Below are 25,735 nucleotides of genomic sequence, written 5' to 3'. Positions count from 1 at the left end.
TGGTGCGGCGCGGTGCCCGGCGTTGGCCGTCAGGTCCCGCCGAGGCCGAGCGTGCGCTCGCGCAGCCACGCCACGAGATCGCGGCCGGACTGCGCCCGCTCGCGGATCTCCTCGGGCCGGATCGGCGTGCCGATCACCGGTGCCTGCGGTCGGTGGCAGGCATGCACGACCTCGTGCAGCAGCAGGCCCTGCCGCAGCGTCGCCGACAGCTTGTTGGCGATCTGGTACGCCCGGCTGTTCTGGCCGGGAAAGTGGACCGGCAGGACCGTCGCGCCGGACCGCTGGATCAGGTTCGCCGTGAACGGGTTCCACGGCCCTTCGATCGCGGGGCCGAACCATTTCTCGGACGCGGCGACGACGCCCGAGGGGAACAGCGCCACGAGCCCGCCACCGCCCAGATGCTCCATTGCGCGGCGGCGCATGTCGAGACCCTGCGCCCGCGCGTCCGCCTCGTGCGGGAACGGCACCGGGATCATGAAGCGCTCGACCTCCTTCACGCCGGTCAGGAGCGAGCGGGTCAGGATCTTGTAGTCGCGGCGCACGCGGCCGACGAGTTCGGCCAGCACCATCCCATCCACGAGCCCGTGCGGGTGGTTGGCCACCAGCACCACCGGCCCCTCGGGCGGGATGCGGGCGATCTGCGCGGCCGGTGTCTCGAGCGTGATGCCCATGATCGACAGCGCCTGCGCCCAGAACGCCTGTCCCTCGGCGGGGCCGATCCGTTCGAACCGCCGCACCATGCGCAGCAGCGTTAGCTTGCCCGTCGCCCATTCCATCGTGCGGATCGTGCCGCGCTTCCACGGGCTTTCGAACGTACCGGCGTAGCTCAGCTTGCGCTTGTCGTAGGGAACGTCCGGCGCGTGGCCGGACGTGGGCATCCCGTCGCGCGGCGCGCGGGGGACCTGCGGTTGCGGCGCCGGATCCGGGCTCAGCATGATTCACCGAAGCGGTTGGCGACGAGTTGTTCGATCGCGTCGGCCAGCGCCTCCGCGTCGGCGCCCCGGACCTCGACCTCGATGGTCGAGCCCTTGGCGGCGGCGAGCATCAGCAGGCCCATGATGCTGTCACCGGACGCGCTCATGCCGTCGCGGGACACTTCGGCCTCGGCGTCGAAGCCCTCCACCACCTCCACGAGCCGGGCGGAGGCCCGCGCATGCAGGCCCTTTTCGTTCACGATGGACAGGTGTCGGCGGATGGTGGTGGTCATTTGGCTCCGGCACGGATCGGATGGCGCGGATCACGCCGTCCGGGACGACGCATCCGCGCCGTAATCCGGCTTGATGTTCTGGCTGTCAATGTATTTCCGGCCGGCCTCGAGCGCACCGCGCACCGCGTCCGCCACCGATTTCTGGCGACTTTTCGCCAGCTTGATCAGCATCGGGAGATTGGCGCCGTAGAGAATGCGCCGGTTGTCGGGCTGGCAGGCGCGCAGCGACAGGTTCGACGGCGAGCCGCCGAACATGTCGACCACGATCACCACGCCGTCGCCCTGATCGACCGCGTCGGCGGCCGCGCAGATCTCGGTCTGCTTGGCCGCGCGATTGTGATCGACCTCGATTGAGATGGCACGGATTCCCGGCTGCACGCCGACGACGTGCTCGACCGCGGAGAGGTATTCCCGCGCGAGTCCGCCATGTGCCACGATGACGATGCCGATCACGTGCCGAAGTCTCCTGTCTGTTCCGCCCGATCCGTCACCGGCGGCTCCGGCGGCACGGCGCTGCCGCGCAGATCGAGTTCCCTGTGACGTATAGACACCTGCCAGCCGGCCTCTGCAAGGGCGCGCGCCGTGCGCTCTGCCGCCGCCACCGACCGGTGGCGCCCCCCGGTGCAGCCGAACGCGACCTCGAAATGCGCCTTGCCCTCCTCGCGGTAGGCCGGCAGCAGAAAGGTCATGAGATCCACGACCTTGCTCTCGAACACCGGGTAGCGCGCGTCGTCGGTGACATGCGCCGCGACCGGGGCGTCGAGCCCGGTGAGCGGGCGCAGGTCCGGGTTCCAGTGCGGGTTCGACAGGAACCGACAGTCGAACACCGTGTCGGCGCCCTGCGGCACGCCGCGCTTGTACGAGAAGGACCCGACCGTGACCGCGAGCTCGCGCCCGGAATCGAGCGCGAACTGGCCGCGCAGCACCGCCCGCAGGTCGTGCGGGCTGAACGCGGTCGTGTCGACGAGCACGTCGGACACGGCGCGCACCGGTTCGAGCAGCGCGCGTTCGCGCGCGATCCCCTCGGCCGGCGCGGCATCGGGCGTGAGCGGGTGGCGGCGCCGCGTCTCGGAGTAGCGGCGCACCAGCACGTCGAGCGTGCAGTCGAGGTAGAGCAGTTCGAGCGCGAGCATGGCGTCGCCGCTCAGCCGCCGGTGCAGATCGAGCAGCCCGCCGACCGAGAAGTCGCGGTTGCGCACGTCTAGCCCGAGCGCAAGCGGCCGGTCGGGCGCAGGCCCGTCCAGCAGGCGCGGGATCAGGCTCAGCGGCATGTTGTCGATGGCCTCGTAGCCCAGATCTTCCAGCGCGTTGATCGCCGTGGCCCGCCCGGCACCGGACGGGCCGGTCACGAGAACCACGCGCTGTGCAGGACTGGTCATGTTACCTCACTCCTTCCGACCGCCCTTCAGATATTGAACGAGCGCCGCCGCGAAATGGGTCTGCTCGGATTTGTGAAGGAGCGCCACGTCACATGACAAGAGCGTAACGTGGCGGAGGGGCGGCAGGCGCGCGCTTTCCTCGCGGTCTAGGTCCACCACGACACAGAGCCGCGCGGGGGCGCAGGCGGTGACGCGCAAAAGCCCCACCCCGCGCGCCTCGATCAGGCCGCGGATCGCGGGCGGAGCGTCGCACTCGATGCCGGTTCCGGCGCGGCGCAGAATCACGCGGTCATCGGCGACGAGACCGGCGCCGAGCGCCATCGTCTCGAGCGCGAGCGCGGACTTGCCGCTGCCGGACGCGCCGCGGATCAGCGCGGCGCGGCCGTCGATCGCGACGGCGGTGGCATGAACGATCGTGTCGCTGGCGTCGTCCTGTGGCACCGGCCTCAGAGCGGCAGGCCGACGACGAAGCGCGCGCCCAGCGGCTCGGACGTCACGTCGGCCTCGGTCGGTCGGATGTTCTCGGCCCAGATCACGCCGCCATGGGCCTCGACGATCTGCTTGGAGATCGCCAGCCCGAGGCCCGAGTTGTTGCCGAAATCGGTTTCGGGGCGCTGCGAGTAGAACCTCTTGAAGATCTTGCCGAGCGCCTGGTCGGGAATGCCCGGGCCGGTGTCCTCGACCACGACGAGCACGCGGTTGTCGCGGCGCCGGGCCCAGATGCGGATGGCGTCGCCGTCCTCGCAGAACGAGATGGCGTTGGTGATGAGGTTCACGAAGACCTGCGCGAGCCGCGCCTCCAGCCCGTTGATCTGGATCGGCCGCGGCGGCAGGTCGGTGATGAACTCGATGCCCTTGGACTTCGCATCCTCGCCGAGGAACTGCGCGATGTTGTCGATCATCGCGAGAAGGTTGAACTCCTGCTCTTCCTCCTTGACCAGTTCGCTGTCGAGCCGCGAGGCGTTCGAGATGTCGGAGACCAGCCGGTCGAGCCGGCGCACGTCGTGTTCGATGACGTCGAGCAGCTTGCCGCGATGCTCTTCCTTCTTGACCATGCGCAGCGAGCCGACCGCGGAGCGCAGGCTGGCCAGCGGGTTCTTGATCTCGTGCGCGACGTCCGCGGCGAATTGTTCGTTGCCGTCGATCCGGTCGTAGAGCGCGCCGACCATCCCGCGAAGTGCCCCGGACAGGCGCCCGATCTCGTCGGGGCGGGCGGTCAGGTCGGGGATGCGGATGCGCCCGGTCTGTCCCTTGGTGCGGTTGCGGTCGCGTCCGATCTCGGCCGCCTCGGCGAGGTCGGAGATCGGGTGCGCGATGGTCGAGGCGAGCACGAGGCTGAGCCCGATCGACACGAGCGTCGCGATCATGAACATCTGCAGCACGCGCTCGCGCTCCAGCCGGACGGCGGCGTCGATCTCGGACGCGGGACTGACGGCCCCCAGCACGCCCACGAGATTGCCGTCCTGAAGGATCGGCGAGAGCGCAGTAAAGAGCGTGCCGCCCTCGGGCGACACGGACTGCACCACGCGCGTCTCGCGCGGGTCACCCTCTTCGATCAGCTGGCGCAGGCGGTCCTCGACCAGCATGCCCTCGGCGCCGTCGGCGAGGCCGAACAGGCCCGCGACGGTCTGCCAGACCGTGTTGAGGATGTCGGAGATGACGGTGGGCCGGTCGGCGACCTCGGCCGCGGTGCGCCCGGCGGCGGGGTCCATCGCGCCCTCGGCCTCGCCCACGAGCACGTTGCGCGCGTCGAACACCAGCAGCCGCGTGCCCGAGCGCAGGTCCACCCCGTCGAGCGTGTCGGCCACGTCGATCCCGTCGCCGGTGGCGAGGTTGACCGGCGCGGTACGCGGGATCTGCGCCTCGAACACGTCGGCCACGAGCTCGATCTCGGCCTGCGCGGCGTTCGCGCGCTGGATCGCGAGCGCATCGCGCGAGGCGTCGAGGAACAGGATCCCCGCCACCATCACGTTGAGCGCGATGAGGTTGAAGGTGATGATCTTGCGCGTCAGCGGCGACCGGTTGAGCGAAAAGAGGCCGCGACGCGCGCGGCTCTCCCTCAACTCCCGTTCGACCGTGCTGTCCGGCGCGACCCAGTCGTCGCCCAGCACGACGTCATCGTCGCGCTTTTCGGGCGGCGGCTCGTCACGCATGTCGATCCGCTCGGCCAGGGCCATGGTTTATTCTTCGTTGTAGCGGTACCCGATGCCGTAGAGCGTCTCGATCGCCGAGAACTCCTCGTCAACCGAGCGCATCTTCTTGCGCAGCCGCTTGATGTGGCTGTCGATGGTGCGGTCGTCGACATAGACCTGATCGTCGTAGGCCACGTCCATCAGCTGGTCGCGCGACTTCACGAAGCCGGGGCGCTGCGCGAGGGCCTGGAGCAGCAGGAACTCGGTCACGGTCAGGGACACGTCCTGGCCGCGCCATGTCACCGAGTGGCGCAGCGGATCCATGGTGAGCGAGCCGCGCACCATGAGCTTGGTTTCCTCGGTGTCGCCGACGGCGCCGGTCGACACGGCCTCCTGCCGGCGCAGCAGCGCGCGGATGCGCTCGACCAGCAGGCGCTGCGAAAACGGCTTTTTCACGTAGTCGTCCGCGCCCATGCGCAGGCCGAGCACCTCGTCGATCTCGTCATCCTTCGAGGTGAGGAAGATCACCGGCATCTTGGATTTCTGGCGGACCCGCTGCAGCAGGTCCATCCCGTCCATGCGGGGCATCTTGATGTCGAAGACCGCCATGTCCGGCATCTTCTTGTTGAAGGCGTCGAGCGCCTGCTGGCCGTCATTGTAGGTTTCGACCTCGAAGCCCTCGGCCTCGAGCGTCATGGAAACGGATGTCAGGATGTTCCTGTCATCGTCCACAAGGGCGATCTTGGACATCGGAGTTCCTCGTGCTGCTCGTTATGCTCTGTTTTCCGTCACTATGAGCGGTTTCGCCCTTTACAGCAAATCCAAACTGCGAATCACGGCCGTGCACCGTGTTCATTCCACGCGAAAATGTCTCACTAATGGCTTAATTGCCGCAGTTCGGCCGTCTTCCGGCCGATCGGCCGCTCGGGCTGGTTGCGCTAAACCGCGCTTGGTTGCGCTAACCGTCGCCCGGCGGACTGTTCATGCCCAAAACCCTCATGCTAGACGCAACAATGCCTCGCCGGCGCGCGGGGAGACTGGCACGATACCAACCGCCGGGCACGGCGACGAGGAGCTTGAGAGCGATGACTACTGGACGGGTGAACCCGAATTTCCGGCTCGAAGATCAGGGGATCGAAGGGCTCGGCGATGTCGCCTACAACCTCGTGGAGCCGGCGCTGATCGAGGCGGCACTGAAGCGCGGCGAGGGCCGGCTCGGCCGGGGCGGCGCGTTCCTCGTGACCACCGGCAAGTTCACCGGCCGGTCGCCGCAGGACAAACACGTCGTGCGCACCCCGTCGGTCGAGGACAACATCTGGTGGGACAACAATGCGCCGATGTCGCCCGAGGGGTTCGACGCGCTCTATGCCGACATGCTCGAGCACATGAAGGGGCGCGACTACTTCGTCGAGGACCTGGTCGGCGGGGCGGATCCGGCGCACGCGATCAACGTGCGCGTGGTCACCGAACTGGCGTGGCACGGCCTGTTCATCCGCCACATGCTGCGCCGGCCGGACCGCGAGGATCTCGACGCGTTCACCGCCGATTTCACCATCATCAACTGCCCGAGCTTCAAGGCCGATCCCGCCAAGCACGACTGCAAGTCGGACACGGTGATCGCGCTCAACTTCGACCGCAAGCTCATCCTGATCGGCAACACGGAATATGCCGGCGAGAACAAGAAGTCGGTCTTCACGCTGCTGAACTACCTGCTGCCGGAAAAGGGCGTGATGCCGATGCACTGCTCGGCCAACCACGCGGTCGGCAACCCGGTGGACACGGCGATCTTCTTCGGCCTGTCGGGCACCGGCAAGACGACGCTGTCGGCCGATCCCGGCCGCGTGCTCATCGGCGACGACGAGCACGGCTGGTCCGACCGCGGCACGTTCAATTTCGAGGGCGGCTGCTACGCCAAGACGATCAACCTCAGCCGCGAGGCGGAGCCGGAGATCTACGACACGACCACGAAGTTCGGCACCGTGATCGAGAACATGGTCTTCGACGAGGACACCTTCGAGCTCGATTTCGACGATGACAGCCTGACCGCGAACATGCGCTGCGCCTATCCGCTCGAGTACATCTCGAACGCGTCGCGCACCGCGCTCGGCGGGCATCCGAAGAATATCATCATGCTGACCTGCGACGCGTTCGGGGTGCTGCCGCCGATCGCGCGGCTGACGCCGGCGCAGGCGATGTACCACTTCCTGTCGGGCTTCACCGCGAAGGTCGCCGGCACCGAGCGGGGCGTGACCGAACCGCAGCCGACCTTCTCCACCTGCTTCGGCGCGCCGTTCATGCCGCGCCGGCCCGAGGTCTACGGCAACCTGCTGCGCGACAAGATCGCCAAGCACGGCGCGACCTGCTGGCTGGTCAACACCGGCTGGACCGGCGGCGCCTACGGCCAGGGCAGCCGGATGCCGATCCGGGCGACGCGCGCCCTGCTGACCGCGGCGCTGGACGGCTCCCTCGCCAACGCGGCGTTCCGCAAGGATCCCAATTTCGGCTTCGAGGTCCCGGTCAAGGTCGAGGGCGTGGCCGAGCTCCTGCTCGATCCGCGCCGCACATGGGACGACAAGGCCGCCTACGACGCGCAGGCCGAGAAGCTGGTGGCGATGTTCGCCGACAACTTCGCGCAATACGTCCCGTATATCGACGACGACGTGAAGGCGGCGGCGATCGGCTGACGCCACGCCCTGCCCCGCGCCGCCCGCCTTGCGGACGGCGCGGCACGGCGTCAGGATCGCGTCATGCTTCGCATTGCCTGCCTCGCCCTTCTCGCGCCCGTCGCCGCCGCGGCCCAGCCCGCAGACCCGCTCGATTACGACGCCGACCGGATCGAGGCGGTTCAGGGCGTGTTCTGCGAGGTGCCCACCACCGGCCAGACCGAGGCGCCCGGCACCGTCGCCGGGCATATCGAGCTGTTCGAGCGGATTCCCGAGTTCCAGTGGCTGACGCACGTGGTGCCGGCGGTGCCCGGCCTGAGCTTCGGGGTGAAGACCGAGGCGACGGACGGCACGGTCTACGGCAGCGTGGTGCTCACGCTCACGCATCCGCGCTTTGCCCAGTCGGGCGCCACCGCGCAGACCTACGTGACGATGCTCGGCGGGGCGTCGGAGTCGATCAACGCCTACACCTTCGACACCGAGGAAGAGCTGGCGGTCGGCACGTGGTCGTTCACCGCGACGCAGAACGGCGAGGTCCTCTATTCCGCGCTGTTCGAGGTGGTGCCGCCCGAGGCGGCGCCCGAGATCGCGTCGGCCTGCGGCGGGATGCCGATCTCCTGACCGCGCCGGACCCCGTGCCGGACCCGGTGCCGCGCCGTTCGCCGCGCCCGCGTCAGGCGAGGAACGCGCGCCGGATCAGGTTGAGCCCGGCCACCAGCAGCACCGCGAGCGTCGCGCGGCGGAACGCGGCCTGGTCGATGCGGTCGGCCACGCGCCCGCCGAGCCACATGCCGAGAACCGCCGCCGGCACCAGCGCGAGCGACAGCCACACGCTGCGCTCGTTCAGGATGCCCGAGCCGACATGCGCGAGCGTCAGGAGCACCGCGCCGAGGCCGTAGATCACGCCCTGAACGCGGATCTGCTCGGTCTTCTCGGTGCCGATCATGGTGAGGTAGGCCACGGTCGGCGGCCCCCAGACCCCCGACAGCCCGCCGATGAACCCCGCGAAGGCGGCGACGCCCATCTCGACCCGCGTGCCGCCGCCGCCGGGCAGCGCGCCGCGCCATCCCAGAAGCTGCGCCGCCGCGAACGCCGTGATCGGCACGCCGATCAGCGCGTAGAGCAGCGCCGCCGGCATCCGCGCCACCAGCTGCGCCGAGATCAGCAGCATAGCCCCGCCCACAAGGAGGAAGACCCGGAACCGGGTGACCGACGCCCATGCCGCGCGCGGGCCCTGCCGCAGCGCCTGCATCCCGTTCGACACCAGCGTCGGCAGGATGAGACCCGCCAGCGCGAGATCCGGCGACACGACCGAGCCCATGCCCGAGATCATGATCATCGGCATGGCGAACCCGACCATGCCCTTGACCACGCCGGCGACGAGCGCGACCGAAAGACACAGGAGAAGAGCGGCGGGGCTGACGAGCGCGAAAAGAGCATCCATGATCGCTCCTTAGCAAGGCGCCGCGCCGACCACCGCATAAATCGACGGCGAAACGAAGTGAGCGAAACACTGCGTCGCCGGTATTTTTGTTGCGCTGCACCTGCGAAAGCCCTATCCCGCTCGGGACATCGGACAAAGGATTTCGACATGGCACATGACGGTCAGGACCTGACGATTTCCGGCGGCGTGCTGCTGCCCGACCTTCTCGCGCTGACCGGCGCGGCGCTCGGCCCCGTGGAGACCCTGCTCGACCGCGCCAAGACCCGCGTGCGCGCCCTGGTCGAGGAAGACGGCCGCGTCTCCGGCCAGCTGGTCGAAACGCACCAGACCGCGGCCCACGGGCTCGCCTGGCTCGCCACCTACGTCGAGTCGCTGCGCCAGATGCAGGCCTGGGCCGAGAAGCTGGTGGCCGAGGAGCAGTTCTCGGAGGTCGAGCAGCTGATCCACCAGATCGCGTTCGGCGAATACCTCTGGCAGCTGCACGGCGGCATCCAGATGAACCAGGGCGAGATCGTCCGCCTGCCCGACCTCGGGCTGACGATGGAGGACACCGGCGTGCTCGGCACCGAGGCGGTGGCGACGCTGATGCGGGGCGGCAACACCCAGCCCGCGCGGCTGCGCCTCGTGGCACTGATGCAGGAGCGCGCGGCGGAGCTCACCGTGGGCCGCACCGGGCTCGACGACGAACTGGAGATGATCCGCGAGCAGTTCCGCCGCTACGCCGTCGAGAAGGTGGAGCCCCATGCGCACGAGTGGCACCTGAAGGACGAGCTGATCCCGATGGAGGTGATCGGCGAGCTGTCCGAGATGGGCGTGTTCGGCCTGACCATCCCCGAGGAATTCGGCGGGCTCGGGCTTTCGAAGGCGTCGATGTGCGTGGTGTCCGAGGAGCTGAGCCGCGGCTATATCGGCGTCGGCTCGCTCGGGACGCGCAGCGAGATCGCCGCGGAGCTGATCCTCGCCGGCGGGACCGACGCGCAGAAGGAAAAGTGGCTGCCCCGCCTCGCCAGCGGCGAGACGCTGCCCACGGCGGTCTTCACCGAGCCCAATACCGGCTCGGACCTCGGCAGCCTGCGCACCAAGGCGCGCAAGGACGAGGCCGGCGACTGGATCCTCAACGGCAACAAGACGTGGATCACCCACGCCGCGCGCACCCACGTGATGACGGTGCTCGCGCGGACCGTCGAGGGCACCGACGACTACAAGGGCCTGTCGATGTTCCTGGCCGAGAAGACGCCCGGCACCGACGCCGCGCCCTGGCAGGATCCCGGGATCTCGGGCGGCGAGATCGAGGTGCTCGGCTATCGCGGCATGAAGGAATACACGCTCAACTTCGACGACTTCCGGGTGTCGGGTGACAACCTTCTCGGCGGCGAGGAGGGCAAGGGCTTCAAGCAGCTCATGGAGACCTTCGAGAGCGCGCGCATCCAGACCGCCGCGCGCGCGGTCGGCGTCGCGCAGTCGGCGCTCGACCAGGGCATGCGCTACGCGCAGGACCGCAAGCAGTTCGGCCGCGCGCTGATCGACTTTCCGCGCGTCGCCAACAAGCTCGCGCTGATGGCGGTGGAGATCACCGTCGCGCGCCAGCTCACCTACTTCTCGGCACTTGAGAAGGATCGCGGCCATCGCTGCGACCTCGAGGCGGGCATGGCCAAGCTCCTCGCGGCGCGCGTGGCATGGTCGGCGGCCGACAACGCGCTGCAGATCCACGGCGGCAACGGCTTCGCGCTCGAATACGCGATCAGCCGAATCCTGTGCGACGCACGCATCCTCAACATCTTCGAGGGCGCGGCCGAGATCCAGGCCCAGGTGATCGCGCGCCGGCTCATGGCCTGATCCCGGCCGGACCCGGCGGGATCGGTGCGAGAGGCTCTGCCTCTCGCGCTCTCCGGAGTATTTCGACCAAGAAGAAGACGGGAACGGGCGCCGCCGGCGACGGGCGGCGCGATGCGCCGGCCTGTCGTGCGTGGCGTGCGAGCGACGGGGCCATCGCGGTCTTCGGAGTCGCGCCGGGACGACGGGAAGGCGGCGCGCCGCCGGTCGCGGGACGTCGGGCGGGCCGTCGCGGCGCGGGCGCAGGTGCGTCGGGGACGGTGCGAGAGGCGCTGCCTCTCGCGCTACGCGGCGTATTTCGGCCAAGACGACGACGGGACCGGCGGCGCGTGGGGCCGTCCCGGCCGGGGCATGTGTCGAGGTGGCGGTGTGAGGGCGCGCGCCGCCCGTGCGGGCGGGCGCGGGGCGGCGTCAGCCGGCGGGACAGGCGGCGCCGGTGTCGATCCAGGCGGCGACGAGAGTGCCGAAGACCTCCTGCGTGCCCGGCGCGGGCGTGCGGCCGGCGCCCGGGTGCCAGCCCCAGCCGACGAGGCCGTCCTCGGCCATGTGCTCGTGCAGCGCGGCGAGGTCACGATTGCCGTTGCGCTCGGGATCCTTGAGCTGGGCGCAGATCTCGGCGCCCGACAGCCCGACCCAGCCCATCGAGAGCGGTGCGAGCTGCCAGGGCTCGTGCCCGGGGATCGAGCCCTCGCCGGTCACGTAGGCGACGTTCGCGGTGCCGTGGCAGGTGGTGCAATACATGCCGTCGGCGCCGAAATCGGCGGCGCCGCGCACCACCGGCGGCTGGTGCGGGTCCATCGCGTCGCCCTGCAGCGGGGTGTCGCCCACCGGATGGCAGTTGAGGCAGCGCGGATGCTCCACCACCTTCAGCACTTCCTCGAACAGCGCGACCGAGCGGTCGGCCTCGGGCGTGATGCCGTCGAACTCGTCGGCCGTGCGCAAGCCGTTCACCGTCTCGGAGACCGCCGGCGCCGCGACCAGCGCGAGGATCAGGGTCAGTCGTTGCAGCATCGGGTCATACACCTGTCTGGGCGAAGGGAAGGCGGCGCGGACTGGTGCCGGTCAGCACGCGCCAGGCGTTGGCGACCGCCGGTCCGATCGGCGGCGTGCCGGGCTCGCCGATGCCGGTGGGGTCGGCGTCGCTGTCGACGATGGCAACCTCGACCGCCGGCATCTCGGTGATGCGCAGCATGCGGTAGGTGTCGAAGTTGCGCTGCCGCACCTCGCCGCCGGGCCCGAGATCGAGCGCGTTGTGAAGGATCGCGCCGAGACCGTAGCCGATCCCGCCCTCGATCTGGGCCCGGATGACATTGGGGTTGATGGCGGTGCCGCAATCGACCGCGCACCAGACGCGGTGCACGCGGGGCATGCCGCCCGCGTCCGAGACCTCCGCGATCTGCGCGGCATAGGTCTGGAAGCTCTCGTGCAGCGCGACGCCGAGCGCGCGGTCGCCGCGGCGGCGCGCGCCGGTCCAGCCGGCCATCTCGGCCACGCGTTCGAGCACGGCGCGATCGCGGGTGGCTTCGGGGCGCAGCAGATCGAGCCGGCCCTGCACCGGATCGCGGCCGGCGCGTTCGAGGAGTTCGTCGAGGAACACCTCGGTGGCGTAGGCGGTGTGCGTGTGCCCGACCGAGCGCCACCAGAGCGGCGGAACCGGCAGGTCGGCCTTGACCCAGTCGACGGCGATGGCGGGCAGTGCGTAGGGCATCTCGATCGCGCCCTCGACCGAGGTGCGGTCGAGCCCGCCCTGGTCGAAGGGGGTGCCGGCGATGATGGACTGGTTCACGACGCGGTTTTCCCAGCCGACGATGTTGCCCTCGGAATCGAGCCCGGCGCGCAGGCGGTGCAGCGTGATCGGCCTGTAATAGGCGCCGGTCAGGTCGTCCTCGCGCGTCCAGACGAGCTTCCATGCGCCGTCGCCGCCGCGGGCCTTCGCGATGGACGCGATCTCGACGCCGATATGCGCGGTCGGTTGCGCGCGCCGGCCGAAGCTGCCGCCGGCCAGCATGACGTTCATGGTCACGTCGGCGGGATCGAGCCCCAGCACCTGCGTGACCGCGCCGGCATCGGCGGTCGGGAACTGCGCACCCATCCAGACCTCGGCCTTGCCGTCGCGCAGCTCCAGCACCGCGTCGAGCGGTTCGAGCGGCGCATGGGCGAGGAAGGGGAACAGGAACTCGGCCTCGTGCACGGTGTCGGCGCCGGCGATGGCGGCGGCGGCGTCGCCGGTGCGCTCGGCCTCGATCGCCTCGCCCTCGGCCATCTCGCGGAACGCCGCGAAGATCTCGTCGGAGGAGCGGGTTTCGGCCTCGGAGGTGTCCCAGGTGACCTCGAGCGCCGCGCGGCCCTTGAGCGCGGCGGCGGTGGAGGTGGCGTAGACGGCGACGCCCTGCGGGATCCGGTGCACCGCGACGACGCCGGGAACGGCGCGCGCCGCGGTGTCGTCGTAGGACGCGACCGTCGCGCCGATCACGCCGGGGCGGCGGACGACGACCGTCTCCATGCCGTCGCGGTAGACGTCCATGGTGAATTGCGCGGTGCCGTCCGACTTGGCGCGGCTGTCGAGCTTGGGGCGGTCGGTGCCGATCAGGGTGAACTCGTCGCGGTTCTTCACCGCCGGCTCCACCGGCACGGACTGGCCGGCCGCGGCCTCGGCCAACTCGCCGAAGCTCGCGGTGCGGGTGCCGTCGGTGAGGGTGCCGCCGGAGACGCGGATGGCGGAGGCGTCGACGCCCCAGCGTTCGGCGGCCGCGGCGACGAGCATCGCGCGGGCGGCCGCGCCGGCCTGGCGCATCTGCATCCACGAATTGGCCATCGCGGTCGAGCCGCCGGTGCCCTGGATGCCGAAGGCGAGGTTGGCGTAGAGATCGTTGTCGGCCGGGGCGCTCTCGACGCGCATCTGCGACCAGTCGGCATCCATCTCCTCGGCCACGAGGGTGGCGAGACCGGTATAGGGCCCCTGCCCGAACTCGATGTGCTTGGAGATCACCGTCACGGTGTTGTCGGGCGCGACGCGGACGAAGGCGTTGGGCGCGAAGCCGCCTTCGGCGATCGTGCCGTCGCCGATCGCGGCGGCGGCGCCCGATTGCGCGCGGGCGCGGAGCGGCAGCGCGACGCCGATGACGAGGCCGGCGGCGGAGGCGAGGAACTGGCGGCGGGTCTGGGCGGTCATGGCTCAGCCCTCCAGCGTGGCGGCGGCGTCGTGGATCGCCTGCCGGATGCGGACATAGGTGGCGCAGCGGCAGACGTTGCCCGCCATCGCATTGTCGATGTCGTCGTCGGACGGCGCGCGGTTGAGACGCAGAAGACCGACGGCGCTCATGACCTGGCCGGACTGGCACCAGCCGCATTGCGGCACGTCGATCTGCACCCACGCGGATTGCACCGCCTCGGCCTCGGGACCCTCGAGCCCCTCGATCGTCTCGACGCTGGCGCCCTCGAGCGTGCCGACCGGCGTGACGCAGGAGCGGCGCGGCATGCCGTCGACCATCACGGTGCAGGCGCCGCACTGGGCGATGCCGCAGCCGAACTTGGTTCCGGTCAGGCGCAGGTCGTCGCGCAGCGCCCAGAGAAGCGGCGTGTCGTCGGGCACATCGAGCGCGACATCCTCGCCGTTGACGGTGAAGTTGGCCATGGGTGCATCCCTTCGGTGGCGGCCGGGCATTGCCCGGCGGGCTGGCGGGGAAAGCGGATCCGCAGTCATGGATCCCGTCACGATTCAAAACCCGAATAATGGTTCGGATTATAGGCGGAGGTCCGGGCGCGTCAAGCCGGGGGTCGTGGCGCGCCTGTCGGTCAGGCGGGCCGTGACGCGCCGCTCTCCGTCAGACCAAGATAGCAGAACGCGGCGGCCAGCGCCTCCTCGATGTAGTCGGCATCGGACAGACCCGCGGTTTCCTTGGGCCAGATGACGCCGGTGTCGCGCCATTTGCTCATCGCCGTCATGTAATCCACCACATAGGCGATGGCGCGGTCGGGATCGGGGTGGCGGATCTCGTCCGCCCGCGCCCGCAGAAGGGCGCTCAGGCCGCGGTTGAACTCGGCCTTCTGCGCCAGGATCCGGTCGCGCAGCCGGGGCAGCCGCGCGAGATCGGGCGAATCGAGAAGCCGGATCATCGGCATGCCCGCGAGTTCGGTCAGCACGAAGGTGAGGTAGCCGCGCAGGATCGCGGCGATGCCCTGCCCCTCCCAGCGGCGTGGGTCGAGCGCGGCGGCGTTGGTGTCCGCCATCTCCTCGCCGATACGCTCGATCACCGCGATGTAGAGCGCCGACTTGTCGCGGAAGTGGTGGTAGAGCGCGCCCACCGACACGCCGGCCTGTGCGGCGACGTCGGTGACGGCGGTCTCGTCGAGGCCGCGTTCGGCGAAAAGCCGCTCGCCCGCGTCCAGGAGCGCCCCCTGCGTCCGGCGGCTGCGCGTCTGCTGGACCTCGCGCATCCATTTGAGTTCGGGCGGAGAAGCGGTCATCGGGCCTCGGATCGGTTCGCGGCGGACCGGGCGCCGCGCGCCCGCCGCCGCATATGACAGGAAAATCGACTCGGCCGGAAGGATGTTCCCGCCGCGGCGCGGACTTGCCGGAACGCCGGGTGCATGGAACAACCGTTCGCGCAAAGGCGACGACGCACGGGAGGCACCATGGCCAATCCGCTTTACGACACGCTGTTCGGGCGCCATGCCGACAACGAGTCCGCGTTCCTGAAGCTGTCCGGCGGCGGGGCGCTGAGCTATCGCGAGTTCCTCGCGCGGAGCGCCCAGTTCGCGGCCTTTTTCTCGGGCCGCGGGCTGGCCCCCGGCGACCGCGTGGCGATCCAGGTCGCCAAGTCGCCCGAGGCGCTGATGATCTACGCCGCCTGCGTGCAGGCGGGGTTCGTCTTCCTGCCGCTCAACACCGCCTACACCACGACCGAAATGGCGTATTTCATCGAGAACTCGGGGGCGAAGCTGCTGGTGTGCGATCCGGCGCGCGAGGCGGACCTGACGCCCGTCGCGCACAAGACCGGCGCGCGGGTCGAGACGCTGGCGCCCGACGGGTTCGGCAGCCTCACGGCGCGGGCGATGATGGCGCCCGAACGCTTTGCCACGGTCGACCGTGGCGAAGACGACCTTGCCGCGTTCCTCTACACCTCGGGCACCACGGGCCGGTCGAAAGGTGCGATGCTGACGCAGCGCAACCTTCTGTCGAACGCCGAGGCGCTGGTGTCGACCTGGCGCTTTACCGCGGACGACGTGCTGCTGCACGCGCTGCCGATCTTTCACAGTCACGGGTTGTTCGTGGCCTGCAACGTCACGCTGATGGCGGGCGGCGCGATGATCTTCCTGCCCGGCTTCGACCGCGCGGAGGTGCTGGAGCGGTTGCCCGAGGCGACGGCGATGATGGGCGTTCCGACATTCTACACCCGCCTTCTCGACGATCCGGGGTTCACCGGGGACGCCACGCGGCACATGCGCGTGTTCATCTCGGGCTCCGCGCCGCTGCTGGCGGAGACGCACCGCCGGTTCGAGGACCGGACCGGGCACCGCATCCTCGAGCGCTACGGCATGACCGAGACCAACATGAACACGTCGAATCCGTATGACGGAGAGCGGCGCGCGGGCACCGTCGGGCTGCCGCTGCCGGGGGTCGAGGTGCGCGTGCGCGATGCCGAGACCGGCGAGCCGGTTCCGGACGGCGAGATCGGGGTGCTGGAGGTGCGCGGGCCGAACGTGTTCACCGGCTACTGGCAGATGCCGGAGAAGACCGCCGAGGAGCTGCGGCCAGACGGGTTCTTCATCACCGGCGACCTCGCGCAGATCGGCGCGGACGGCTACGTGACGATCGTGGGGCGCGAGAAGGATCTCATCATCTCGGGGGGCTACAACGTCTATCCCAGGGAAGTGGAGGATGTGCTCGACGGGCATCCGGGGATCCTCGAGAGCGCGGTGATCGGCGTGCCGGACGCGGATTTCGGCGAAACTCCGCTTGCCGTTCTGGTGGCCGAGGACGGGGCGGCGCCAGACCTCGACGCGCTGCGGTCGGCCGTGGCGGCCGAGCTGGCGCGCTACAAGCATCCCTCGCGCTACGAAATCGTCGACGCGCTACCGCGCAACACGATGGGAAAGGTGCAGAAAACCGCCCTGCGCGAGCGCTTCGGCTGAGCGGTCGTGTCGCGGCTGTCGCCCCGATGCCGCATGGTAAGAACGTGATCGTCGCCAGGGTGGCCCGGCCTTCGGGCCGCCGCTAGTGTGCATCAGGCACCGGGCCGAACAGAAGCCCGTATTTCTGGACGAGGGCGGAACACGTGAAGTCGACACTCAGCGGCCTTGCCGCAGCCGGAACGGCATTCATCCTGAGCGGCGGCCCGGCGGTCGCGCTCGACGATGTGTCCTACAACGTGCGGGCGCCGTCGGAGGATCAGCGCACGGAGATGCGCGACTACCTGCGCGACATCTCCCTGATCTCCGAGGCCGAGAACGACGGGCGCACCGATCCGCAAGATCTCGTGGCGACGTCACTGGCCGATTACACGCAGCTTCTCGAGGGGCTGTATTCGCGGGGCTACTATTCCGGTGTCATCAGCATCCTGATCGACGGTCGCGAGGCCAGCGGCATCCCCCTGCTCGATCTGCCGTCGAACATCAGCCAGATCCGCGTCGAGGTGCAGACCGGCCCGCAGTTCCGGTTCTCGCGCGCCGACATCGCGCCGCTGCCGTCGTCGCGCACGCCGATCCCCGAGCAATACGCCGTGGGCGAGATCGCCGAAAGCACGGTGATCGAGGATGCCGTGGACGTCGCCATCACCGCGTGGCGCGAGGACGGCAACGCCAAGGCGCAGGTGTCGTCGGAGCGCGTGATCGCCAACCATCCCGATGCGCGGCTGTCTTCGGAGATCGGCATCGCGCCCGGGCCCAACGTCACGTTCGGGGACATGGTCGTCACCACGCCGAGCTACGTCCGCGAAAGCGCCATCCGGCGCATCGCCGGCTTTCCGCGCGGCCAGGAATTCGCGCCGTCCGAGGTGGATGCGGTGCTGAAGCGGCTGCGCGATACCGGCGCGTTCTCGTCGGTCACGCTGACCGAGGACGAGGCGCTCGGCCCCGGTGACACGCTCGACATGTCGCTGGCGGTGTCCGACCAGTTGCCGCGCCGGATCGGCTTCGGCGCCGAGATCTCGACGCAGGAGGGCGCGGCGCTCACCGCGTTCTGGCTGCATCGCAACCTCTTCGGCGGGGCCGAACGCTTCCGCGTGGACGGATCGGTGTCGAATATCGGCTCGTCCGAGAGCGGCATGGATTACAGCCTGTCCTCGCGACTCGACATTCCGGCGATCTACGGGCCGCGGACCGACGGCTACGTGCAGGGCTCGCTCGCCTTCGAGGACGAGCCCACCTACGAGTCGACACGCGCCGAGATCGCGTTCGGCGCGACGCGCGAGCTGACCGACGACCTCGAGGTCGATCTCGGCATCGGCCTGCGGTACTCGGACGTGATCGACGACCTCGGCGAGCGCGAATTCTTCCTGCTGACCTTCCCGACCGGGCTGACCTTCGACCGGAGGTCGGACGAGCTGAATCCGCGGCAGGGCTACTACGTCGACGTCGACGCCACGCCGTATGTGGGCCTGAACGACACCCAGTCCGGCGCGCGCATCTTCGCCGACGCGCGCTACTACCTCGGTTTCGGCGATGGCGACCCGAACGTTCTGGCGGCGCGGGTCCAGCTGGGATCCATCGTCGGTTCGGAGCTCGAGGAAACGGCGCCCGACTACCTGTTCTACTCGGGCGGCGGCGGCACCGTGCGCGGCCAGCCCTACCAGTCGCTGAACGTGGATCTGGGCGACGGCGACGAGACCGGCGGGCGCGGGTTCCTCGCGGCATCGCTCGAGTACCGGCGCGACATCACCGACGCTCTCGGCCTCGTGGCCTTCTACGACGCGGGCTTCATCGATCGCGACAGCTTCATCGACGGCGACAGCGAGTTTCACGCCGGCGCGGGTGTCGGGCTGCGCTACCAGACGGGGATCGGTCCCATCCGCTTTGACGTGGCCGGCCCCACCGGCGGCGACACCGGCGACGGCGTGCAGTTCTACATCGGTATCGGACAGGCATTTTGAAACGCATCCTCCCCCTTCTCTTCATCGGCGCGGGGCTGGCGATTCCGGCCTCGGTCTCCTCTCAGGACGACGAGCGCGGCCGGCTGGAACGGCTGATCGAGGACAACCTCTCGGCCGAGGGCATGCAGATCGACATCACGGGCTTTCGCGGCGCGCTGTCATCCGAGGCGCAGCTCGAGAGCCTGACGATCGCCGACGACGACGGCGTGTGGCTGAGCCTCAACAGCGTCGTGCTTGACTGGAACCGGACCGCGCTGCTGCGCGGGCGGGTGTCGGTAAACGCGCTGACCGCCGACGAGATCGTGCTGAATCGCCTGCCCGGCCGGTCGTCCGACGCGCCGGTCGAGGTGCCCGAGGCGGGCACGGAGCCGTTCTCGCTGCCCGAGCTGCCGGTCTCGGTCCAGATCGGCGAGATCTCGGCCGACCGGGTCGCGCTCGGCGAGACGGTGATCGGCCAGCCGGTGGAATTCTCGCTTCAGGGCTCGGCCAGCCTCGCCGGCGGCGAGGCGGACGTCACGCTCGACGTGAACCGCACCGACGGCGCGCAGGGCGAGGTGACGCTGGAGGCCGGCTACTCGAACGAGACCGAGGAGCTGGCGCTGAACCTCGTGGTCGACGAGGGACCGGGCGGCATCGTCGCGTCGCTGGCCGGCATCCCCGGCGAGCCGCCGTTGAACCTGACCGTCGCGGGCGAGGGCCCGCTGACCGACTTCACCGCCGATCTCGCGCTCGCCACCGACGGCGAGGACCGGCTGGCCGGACAGGTCGAGATCCTCGAGACCGAAGAGGGCGCGCGCGGCTTCGACGTGGCGATCGACGGCGACATCCGACCGCTGCTGACGCCCGAGAACCGCGAGTTCTTCGGCCCGAACCTGTCGCTCGAAGTCGTGGGCCGCCGGTTCCAGAGCGGCGCGCTGGAGGTCGACCGGCTCGACCTTGCATCCGACGCGATCAACCTGTCGGGCTCCCTCGAGCTGTCCGACGACCAGTGGCCGGTGCGCTTTGCCCTGCAGGGCGAGATGGCAGGCGCCGATGGCGGGCGCGTGGCGCTGCCCATCCCGGGACAGGAAACGCTGCTCGACCGCGCGGTCATCGACGTGGCCTACGATTCCGAGACCGGCGACGGCTGGCAGGCGGACATCTCGGTCGAGAACCTGGAGCGTCCGGACCTGTCGGCCGAGAGCTTCACGCTCGACGGCGAAGGCACGCTGACGCGCGGCGGCGGCGCGACCGAGGGCGGGGCGTCCGGCACGCTCGACTTTTCGGGAGACGGCCTGTCCTTCGACGACCCGGACCTCGCGCAGGCGGTGGGCGACACGCTGTCGGGGATCCTGAGCTTCGACTGGACCGAGGATGCGCCGCTGCAGATCAGCGATATCGACCTGACCGGCGCAGGCGTGACCGCCACCGGCAGCGTCGAAATCAGCGGGATCGCCGACGACCTCAACCTCGTCGTGGCGCCCGACCTGCGCGTCGCGGCAGACGACATCTCGCGCTTTTCCGGGCTGGCCGGCCGCGACCTCGCCGGCGGTGTCGACGTGCAGGCGGCGGGCACCTACGAGCCCGTGACCGGCGCCTTCGACATGGCGGTGAACGGCACGGCGAGCGGGATCGAGACCGGCATCCCCGAGGCCGACGGCCTGATCGCCGGGCAACTCGACCTCGCTCTGGATGCCGCGCGGAACGAGGCCGGCATCATCCTGCGCGGGCTCGACGTGCGGTCCGACGCCCTCACGCTCACGGCCGAGGGGCGCGTGGCGGATTCCGACACCGACGCGCGCTTCGATCTCGAGATTGCCGACATCTCGGACGTGCGGCCCGAGCTGTCGGGCCCGGTGGCACTGGCCGGCACGGTCGTGCAGGACGGCGAGGACTACACGCTCGACGTCGACGGCAACGGCCCCGGCGGGGCGCGGATCGACGCCGCCGTCACCGCGACCGTGGTCGAGAACGTCCTCAGCGCCGTCGCCGGCGACGGCGAGGTGCGCATCGACACGCTGTCGACCTTTTCGCAGATCGCCGGGCGCGAGCTTGGCGGCTCGGTCCAGCTGAACGGCACCGGCAGCTACGACCTCGAGACCGAGGCGGTCGAGGCCGACGTGAACGGCCAGTCGAACGACCTTGCCGTCGGCATCGCGGAGCTCGACGCGCTTCTCGATGGGTCCGCGACCTTCACGCTCGACGCCGGGCGCGACGAGGGCGGCATCGCCGTGCGCACGCTGGAGCTGGACAGTCCGCGCGCCGACATCTCGGCGCAGGGTCTCTATGCCGACGACGGCAGCAACGCGCGCTTCGATGTGACGCTGAGCGACCTGGCCGCCGTCGTCCCGACCCTGTCGGGCGAGGCCACGCTGTCGGGCACCGCGTCGCAGGACGGCGAGACCTGGACCTATGACGTGACCGGCGACGCGCCGGGCGGCGTGGACCTCGACGTGTCGGGCACCGCGCAGGCGGTCGGAACGGCGCTGCGCGAGATCGCGGCCGAGGGCGCGATCGCGGCCGAGGATCTTTCCCCCTATTCCGGGCTCGCCGATCGCGAGCTGGGCGGCGCGCTCGACCTGACCGGGTCGGGCTCCTACGCGCTCGAGACCGGGTTCTTCACCGCCGACGTCGAAGGCGAGTCCGTCGACATCGTCACCGGCATCCCCGAGGTGGACGCGATCCTCGAGGGCACGACGACGCTCGACATCGACGCGCGGCGCGATGCCGACGGGATCACCGTCGACTCGCTCGACGTGCAGTCGCCGCGGCTGTCCGTTTCGGGCGACGGCGTCTACGCCGAGACCGGATCGCGGGCGGAGTTCGACGCGACGCTGTCGGACCTCGCCGCGGTGGTCGAGGGAATGGACGGCGAAGCGCGTCTGAGCGGCAGCGCGGTGCAGGACGGCGACACGCTCAGCTTCGACATCACCGGCGCGGGACCGGGCGGGGCGAACGCCGATCTCGACGGCACCGCCACGCTCGACGGGTTGAACGTCCGGGCGGTCGAGGCCGGCGGCACGCTCGGGATCGACAGCCTCGCCCCCTACTCCGACCTCGCGGGGCGCGAGCTGGCCGGGTCGGCGCGGTTCGAGGGAAGCGGCTCCTACGATCTCGGCACGCAGTTCTTCAGCGCCGATGTCTCGGGACAGTCGCAGGACGTGGTGACCGGCATTGCGCAGGCCGACACGCTGCTGGCCGGCACCGTCACCTACGACATCGACGCCGAGCGCGACGATGCCGGCATCACCCTGCGAAGCCTGAACGTGGACGCACCGCGCGCCGACGTCGCGGCCGAGGGGGTCTATCGCGACGAGAACAGCGAAGTGACCTTCACCGCATCGCTGCAGGACCTGTCCGACATCGTTGACGGGTTGTCCGGCGGCGCGACGGTCGACGGCCGCGCGGTCCAGACCGGCCCCGAAAGCTGGGACGTCACCGCGGACGCGACCGGACCCGGCGGCGCGCAGGCCGATATCGACGCGACCGCCCGCGTCGTCGAGAACGCGCTGGAGCGGATCGAGGGCGGCGGCACGGTGTCCGTCGACACGCTCGGGCCCTACGGCGCGCTGGCCGGGCGGTCCCTCGGTGGATCGGTGTCGATCGAGGGCACGGGCGCCTACACGCTCGCCACCGGCGCGTTCGAGGCGGACGTGGACGGCTCGGCCTCGAACCTCGATACCGGCATCGACGCGGTGGACCAGCTTCTGAGCGGCACCACCACCTTTGGCGCGACGGCCTCGGGCGACGACACCGGCACGATCCGGATCGACCGGCTGCAGGTCGACGCCGCGGAGATCGACGCGCAGGTGGATGGCACCTACGGCGGCAACGGCGGGCAGCTGACCTATGACGTGCGGCTGCGTGACGTGGGGCTGTTCGTGCCCGACCTCGCGGGGCCCGCGACGGCGCAGGGCACGGCGACTCTCCGCGGCAGCGGATACACCATCGACGCGGCGCTGACCGGGCCCGGCGGCGCGGATGCCGACGTGAGCGGCACGATCGCGCAGGATTTCGGCAGCGCGAACCTCAATGCGAACGGCGCCCTGCCCCTCGGTCTCGCCAACCCGTTCCTCGAACCGAACATCCTCGAGGGCACCGCCAACTTCTCGTTGGCGGTGAACGGTCCGCTCGCGCTGAACTCGGTGTCGGGGAACGTCACCGCGTCGGGCGCGGAATTCGTTCTGGCGGGTCAGGGCCTCGTGCTCGAGGGAATCGACGTGCAGGTCGGGCTGAACGGCGGCACCGCCAACATCGACCTCACCGGCGGCTTGTCGACCGGGGGAACGATCTCGGTCAGCGGTCCGGTCACGCTCTCGGCGCCGTTCAACGGCGATCTGGGCATCGCGCTGAACGAGCTGGTCGTGACCGATCCCGGGCTCTACGAGACACTGGTCAATGGCCAGCTGAGTCTGAGCGGTCCGCTCGCCTCGACCGCCACGCTCGCCGGCCAGATCGACCTCGGCCGGACCGAGATCCGGGTCCCGTCGGGCGGGGCCAGCGCGAGCAGGCTGAGCTTCAACCTCGAACACGTCAACACGCCGCCGGCGGTGCGCGAGACGCAGCGGCGCGCCGGCCTTCTCGGCGGCGACACTACCGGCGACGAGGCCGGCGGCGGCGGCGGCGTGAACTACGGGCTCGACATCACGGTGTCCGCGCCCTCGCAGATCTTCGTGCGGGGCCGCGGCCTCGACGCCGAACTCGGCGGTGAAGTGCAGGTCGGCGGCACGATCCAGAACCCCGTCCCGTCGGGCCGGTTCGAGCTGATCCGCGGGCGTCTCGACATCCTCGGCCAGCGGATCACGCTCAGCGAGGCGGCGATCGTGCTGCAGGGCGATCTCAACCCGTTCGTCAGCGTTCGGGCCGACACCCAGCGCGACGGCAACACGATCTCGGTCATCATCGAGGGGCCGGTATCGGAGCCCGAGGTGACGTTCTCGGCGACGCCCGAGCGGCCGCAGGAGGAGGTGCTGGCGCTTCTGCTCTTCGGGCGCGATCTATCCGAGATCTCGGGGCTTCAGGCGCTGCGGATCGCGAATGCCGTGAACACGCTTGCCGGGCGCAGCGGCACGAGCGTGGTCGACCGGCTGCGCCAGTCCACCGGCCTCGACGACATCGACGTGTCGACCGGCGCGGACGGGCAGACCGAGCTGCGGCTCGGCCGTTACATCAACGAACGGGCGTACACGGACGTGACGGTGAACAGCTCCGGCGAGACCGAGATCAACCTCAACCTCACCGTGACCGACAGCATCACCGCGCGCGGCACCGTCGGCAGCACGGGCAATACCGGCGTCGGCGTCTACTACGAGCGCGATTACTGAGGGGCTGACCCGGAGCGGCGCGGACGGACCGAGGGGGCCGGTCCGCGTCCTGCACGGTGCCCTGCCCAGGACACGCAAGAGCGGCGCGTTCCAGGCACCGATGCCGATGCGGCGCACGAAAAGAGCCCCCGCAGGTCGCTGCGGGGGCTCTTTTCGTTACCGTGTCTCGATTGCCCGTGCGACGGGGCGGCTCCGGATCGCGGCGTCAGGGCGCGACGCGGCGCGGCTCGGCTTCGGCGGCCGGCGCGGCATCGCGGGCCGGGGCGCTCTCGCGGTTGCTGGCGGCCGACTGCTGATGCATCCGGGTAATGTCGCCCATCGCGAGGACCGGCGCCGCATCGAGCTGTCCGGCGTCGAGCATGCCGGCCACGCGTTCGAGCACCGCCACGACCATCGACTGTTCCCAGGCGGGCAGTGCCTCGAACTGCGCGACGTAGCGCTGTTGCAGCGCGTCCGGTGCGGCCTCGACCTTCTCGAGGCCCGACGGCGTGATCGTCAGGTCGATCTGGCGCCCGTCGCGTGCCGATTGCCGGCGCTCGATCAGGTTGTAGGACACGAGCTTCTTGATGAGGACGGAGATCGTCGCTTGGCTCACGCCCATCTGCGAGGCCACGTCCGAGGGGTGGCATCGCCCGCGCTCGGCCACGATCTGCAGAACGCGCAGCTGCACGGCAGTCAGACCGGCGTCGCGCGCCAGATCCCGACCGTAAAGTTCCGTGGCGCGCAGGATGCGGCGCAGGGCAATCAGGCTTTCGTCCGTCCGGTCCATCGTCGTCTCACTCGTCTCGTCCGCCCGGCCCGCGCGGTCGGAGACGGCGCAGGCAGAGGCATGGGGCTGGCGGATCACATCACTGAACATGCCCAAGTACTTAGGCTTTTAATGCACCTTTACAACGGCGGCAACGGGCTTCGGCCGGGGTCTGCATCGTTTTTCGAACCTGTTGCCGGGCCGTTCCCGCCTTGCTATTTTCGCGGAAAGCCCTGAAAACGCATGCGTTCCGACGAATGTCAGCACTCTAGATATTGCGGGGAAGAAAATTACTTTGAGTGTTGAAATACCGCGAGCGAGACCTATACTTAGTCATACGAAACAAAAGACGCGACAAAGGTTCAGACCCGTGCAGACACTGCAAAGCGCCAAACCCGAAGGCACCGTCACGTTCCGCAAGCCCGTCCGCGAGGACGGCGCCGACATCTGGGAGCTCATTCGCAGCTGCAAGCCGCTCGATGAGAACTCGATGTACTGCAATCTTCTGCAGAGCGACCACTTCAAGGATACCTGCGTGGTGGCCGAGAAGGACGGCGACATCGTCGGCTGGATCTCCGCCTACGTGACGCCGAACGACCCCGAGACGGTGTTCGTCTGGCAGGTCGCGGTGTCCGAGAAGGCCCGCGGCATGGGCCTCGGCTCGCGCATGCTGCAATCGCTGATGGCGCGCGAGGAAACCGAGGGCGTGAAGCGGATGCAGACGACCATCACGCTAGACAACGATGCGTCCTGGGCGCTGTTCCGCAAGTTCGCGGACCGCTCCAACGCCGACCTGACGTCGGACGCCCACTTCACCCGCGACACGCATTTCGCGGGCGAACATGCCACCGAACACATGGTGACGATCACGTTCCGCGAAGCGGTGCAGAGCGCGGCCTGAACCCGCGCTCCCGCTTCTGCGTTACACCTGCTCAA

General features: G+C 69.7%; 20 protein-coding genes. 7 read left to right on the top strand and 13 right to left on the bottom strand.

Features of this window, described 5'->3' with window-relative positions; all coding sequences use genetic code 11:
- Window positions 1–29 precede the first annotated feature (29 nt).
- Genes ROJ8625_RS18045 through ROJ8625_RS18015 form a run of 7 tightly spaced genes read right to left on the bottom strand, consistent with a single transcriptional unit; the run spans window position 30 to window position 5,468 of the window.
- Entirely contained in the window at window positions 30–878 is an 849-nt protein-coding gene (locus ROJ8625_RS18045; RefSeq protein WP_085793345.1) for a lysophospholipid acyltransferase family protein, read from the bottom strand.
- A gap of 50 nt (window positions 879–928) precedes the next feature.
- Window positions 929–1,207: an HPr family phosphocarrier protein gene (locus ROJ8625_RS18040; RefSeq protein WP_085793309.1), complete on the bottom strand. Its 279-nt coding sequence runs from the start codon at window positions 1,205–1,207 to the stop codon at window positions 929–931.
- Window positions 1,208–1,237: 30 nt separating this feature from the next.
- Window positions 1,238–1,660, bottom strand: coding sequence for a PTS sugar transporter subunit IIA (locus ROJ8625_RS18035; protein ID WP_085793308.1), 423 nt, complete (start codon window positions 1,658–1,660; stop codon window positions 1,238–1,240).
- Window positions 1,657–2,586 carry an RNase adapter RapZ gene (gene rapZ / locus ROJ8625_RS18030; RefSeq protein ID WP_085793307.1) on the bottom strand — a complete coding sequence of 310 codons (930 nt, stop codon included), beginning with the start codon at window positions 2,584–2,586 and terminating at the stop codon, window positions 1,657–1,659. Before rapZ ends, ROJ8625_RS18035 begins: the two co-directional genes overlap by 4 nt.
- 6 nt (window positions 2,587–2,592) lie before the next feature.
- Complete coding sequence (locus ROJ8625_RS18025; RefSeq protein ID WP_085793306.1) at window positions 2,593–3,027, bottom strand: HPr kinase/phosphorylase; 435 nt, start codon at window positions 3,025–3,027, stop codon at window positions 2,593–2,595.
- 5 nt (window positions 3,028–3,032) lie between these two features.
- Complete coding sequence (locus ROJ8625_RS18020; RefSeq protein ID WP_143535172.1) at window positions 3,033–4,763, bottom strand: sensor histidine kinase; 1,731 nt, start codon at window positions 4,761–4,763, stop codon at window positions 3,033–3,035.
- Window positions 4,764–4,766: 3 nt separating this feature from the next.
- Window positions 4,767–5,468: a response regulator transcription factor gene (locus ROJ8625_RS18015; RefSeq protein WP_085793305.1), complete on the bottom strand. Its 702-nt coding sequence runs from the start codon at window positions 5,466–5,468 to the stop codon at window positions 4,767–4,769.
- 335 nt (window positions 5,469–5,803) lie between these two features.
- Between ROJ8625_RS18015 and ROJ8625_RS18010 the strand changes: the two genes are divergently transcribed.
- Both ROJ8625_RS18010 and ROJ8625_RS18005 read left to right on the top strand, forming a co-directional pair.
- Window positions 5,804–7,402 (top strand): phosphoenolpyruvate carboxykinase, encoded by a 1,599-nt coding sequence (locus ROJ8625_RS18010; RefSeq protein ID WP_085793304.1) that lies wholly within the window; start codon window positions 5,804–5,806, stop codon window positions 7,400–7,402.
- Between the two features lie 63 nt (window positions 7,403–7,465).
- Window positions 7,466–8,002 (top strand): DUF3859 domain-containing protein, encoded by a 537-nt coding sequence (locus ROJ8625_RS18005; protein WP_085793303.1) that lies wholly within the window; start codon window positions 7,466–7,468, stop codon window positions 8,000–8,002.
- Between the two features lie 52 nt (window positions 8,003–8,054).
- Here the strand turns inward: ROJ8625_RS18005 and ROJ8625_RS18000 are convergent, their stop codons facing one another.
- Entirely contained in the window at window positions 8,055–8,825 is a 771-nt protein-coding gene (locus tag ROJ8625_RS18000; RefSeq protein ID WP_085793302.1) for a sulfite exporter TauE/SafE family protein, read from the bottom strand.
- A 147-nt stretch (window positions 8,826–8,972) separates the two neighbouring features.
- Here ROJ8625_RS18000 and ROJ8625_RS17995 point away from each other — a divergent pair, with 147 nt between their 5' ends.
- Entirely contained in the window at window positions 8,973–10,661 is a 1,689-nt protein-coding gene (locus ROJ8625_RS17995; RefSeq protein WP_085793301.1) for an acyl-CoA dehydrogenase family protein, read from the top strand.
- A 408-nt stretch (window positions 10,662–11,069) separates the two neighbouring features.
- Here ROJ8625_RS17995 and ROJ8625_RS17990 read toward each other — a convergent pair whose 3' ends face one another.
- The 4 genes from ROJ8625_RS17990 to ROJ8625_RS17975 all read right to left on the bottom strand — a co-directional run bounded on the left by ROJ8625_RS17990 (window position 11,070) and on the right by ROJ8625_RS17975 (window position 15,125).
- The gene (locus ROJ8625_RS17990) at window positions 11,070–11,669 is read right to left on the bottom strand and encodes an Isoquinoline 1-oxidoreductase subunit (RefSeq protein ID WP_085793300.1); all 600 of its coding nucleotides are present in this window, start codon (window positions 11,667–11,669) and stop codon (window positions 11,070–11,072) included.
- Between the two features lie 4 nt (window positions 11,670–11,673).
- Complete coding sequence (locus tag ROJ8625_RS17985; RefSeq protein WP_085793299.1) at window positions 11,674–13,830, bottom strand: xanthine dehydrogenase family protein molybdopterin-binding subunit; 2,157 nt, start codon at window positions 13,828–13,830, stop codon at window positions 11,674–11,676.
- Between the two features lie 3 nt (window positions 13,831–13,833).
- Window positions 13,834–14,292 carry a (2Fe-2S)-binding protein gene (locus ROJ8625_RS17980; RefSeq protein WP_085793298.1) on the bottom strand — a complete coding sequence of 153 codons (459 nt, stop codon included), beginning with the start codon at window positions 14,290–14,292 and terminating at the stop codon, window positions 13,834–13,836.
- A gap of 161 nt (window positions 14,293–14,453) precedes the next feature.
- Window positions 14,454–15,125 (bottom strand): TetR/AcrR family transcriptional regulator, encoded by a 672-nt coding sequence (locus ROJ8625_RS17975; protein WP_159456799.1) that lies wholly within the window; start codon window positions 15,123–15,125, stop codon window positions 14,454–14,456.
- A gap of 168 nt (window positions 15,126–15,293) precedes the next feature.
- On the opposite strand from ROJ8625_RS17975, the gene ROJ8625_RS17970 reads away from it, so the two are divergent.
- The 3 genes from ROJ8625_RS17970 (at window position 15,294) to ROJ8625_RS17960 (ending at window position 24,051) form a co-directional block, all read left to right on the top strand.
- On the top strand, window positions 15,294–16,793 hold the full coding sequence (locus ROJ8625_RS17970; protein ID WP_085793296.1) for a malonate--CoA ligase: 1,500 nt from the start codon (window positions 15,294–15,296) through the stop codon (window positions 16,791–16,793).
- A gap of 143 nt (window positions 16,794–16,936) precedes the next feature.
- On the top strand, window positions 16,937–18,748 hold the full coding sequence (locus ROJ8625_RS17965; RefSeq protein WP_085793295.1) for an autotransporter assembly complex protein TamA: 1,812 nt from the start codon (window positions 16,937–16,939) through the stop codon (window positions 18,746–18,748).
- Window positions 18,745–24,051, top strand: coding sequence for a translocation/assembly module TamB domain-containing protein (locus ROJ8625_RS17960; RefSeq protein ID WP_085793294.1), 5,307 nt, complete (start codon window positions 18,745–18,747; stop codon window positions 24,049–24,051). The genes ROJ8625_RS17965 and ROJ8625_RS17960 overlap by 4 nt, the downstream gene beginning before the upstream one ends.
- 205 nt (window positions 24,052–24,256) lie before the next feature.
- Here ROJ8625_RS17960 and ROJ8625_RS17955 read toward each other — a convergent pair whose 3' ends face one another.
- Window positions 24,257–24,910: a MarR family winged helix-turn-helix transcriptional regulator gene (locus tag ROJ8625_RS17955; protein WP_306372296.1), complete on the bottom strand. Its 654-nt coding sequence runs from the start codon at window positions 24,908–24,910 to the stop codon at window positions 24,257–24,259.
- A gap of 259 nt (window positions 24,911–25,169) precedes the next feature.
- On the opposite strand from ROJ8625_RS17955, the gene ectA reads away from it, so the two are divergent.
- The gene (ectA, locus tag ROJ8625_RS17950) at window positions 25,170–25,700 is read left to right on the top strand and encodes a diaminobutyrate acetyltransferase (protein ID WP_085793293.1); all 531 of its coding nucleotides are present in this window, start codon (window positions 25,170–25,172) and stop codon (window positions 25,698–25,700) included.
- Window positions 25,701–25,735: the final 35 nt, after the last annotated feature.

This window comes from Roseivivax jejudonensis (assembly GCF_900172265.1).
GTDB lineage: Bacteria > Pseudomonadota > Alphaproteobacteria > Rhodobacterales > Rhodobacteraceae > Roseivivax > Roseivivax jejudonensis.
Note: the sequence above shows the minus strand (reverse complement) of the source record. Positions and strands in the feature narration are given on the sequence as shown.

Coding starts and splice junctions, on each gene's coding strand:
- ROJ8625_RS18045 (WP_085793345.1), bottom strand. CDS start 878: ATGCCCACGTCCGGCCACGCGCCGGACGTTCCCTACGACAAGCGCAAG.
- ROJ8625_RS18040 (WP_085793309.1), bottom strand. CDS start 1,207: ATGACCACCACCATCCGCCGACACCTGTCCATCGTGAACGAAAAGGGC.
- rapZ (WP_085793307.1), bottom strand. CDS start 2,586: ATGACCAGTCCTGCACAGCGCGTGGTTCTCGTGACCGGCCCGTCCGGT.
- ROJ8625_RS18020 (WP_143535172.1), bottom strand. CDS start 4,763: ATGGCCCTGGCCGAGCGGATCGACATGCGTGACGAGCCGCCGCCCGAA.
- ROJ8625_RS18015 (WP_085793305.1), bottom strand. CDS start 5,468: ATGTCCAAGATCGCCCTTGTGGACGATGACAGGAACATCCTGACATCC.
- ROJ8625_RS18010 (WP_085793304.1), top strand. CDS start 5,804: ATGACTACTGGACGGGTGAACCCGAATTTCCGGCTCGAAGATCAGGGG.
- ROJ8625_RS18005 (WP_085793303.1), top strand. CDS start 7,466: ATGCTTCGCATTGCCTGCCTCGCCCTTCTCGCGCCCGTCGCCGCCGCG.
- ROJ8625_RS18000 (WP_085793302.1), bottom strand. CDS start 8,825: ATGGATGCTCTTTTCGCGCTCGTCAGCCCCGCCGCTCTTCTCCTGTGT.
- ROJ8625_RS17995 (WP_085793301.1), top strand. CDS start 8,973: ATGGCACATGACGGTCAGGACCTGACGATTTCCGGCGGCGTGCTGCTG.
- ROJ8625_RS17990 (WP_085793300.1), bottom strand. CDS start 11,669: ATGCTGCAACGACTGACCCTGATCCTCGCGCTGGTCGCGGCGCCGGCG.
- ROJ8625_RS17985 (WP_085793299.1), bottom strand. CDS start 13,830: ATGACCGCCCAGACCCGCCGCCAGTTCCTCGCCTCCGCCGCCGGCCTC.
- ROJ8625_RS17980 (WP_085793298.1), bottom strand. CDS start 14,292: ATGGCCAACTTCACCGTCAACGGCGAGGATGTCGCGCTCGATGTGCCC.
- ROJ8625_RS17975 (WP_159456799.1), bottom strand. CDS start 15,125: ATGACCGCTTCTCCGCCCGAACTCAAATGGATGCGCGAGGTCCAGCAG.
- ROJ8625_RS17970 (WP_085793296.1), top strand. CDS start 15,294: ATGGCCAATCCGCTTTACGACACGCTGTTCGGGCGCCATGCCGACAAC.
- ROJ8625_RS17955 (WP_306372296.1), bottom strand. CDS start 24,910: ATGTTCAGTGATGTGATCCGCCAGCCCCATGCCTCTGCCTGCGCCGTC.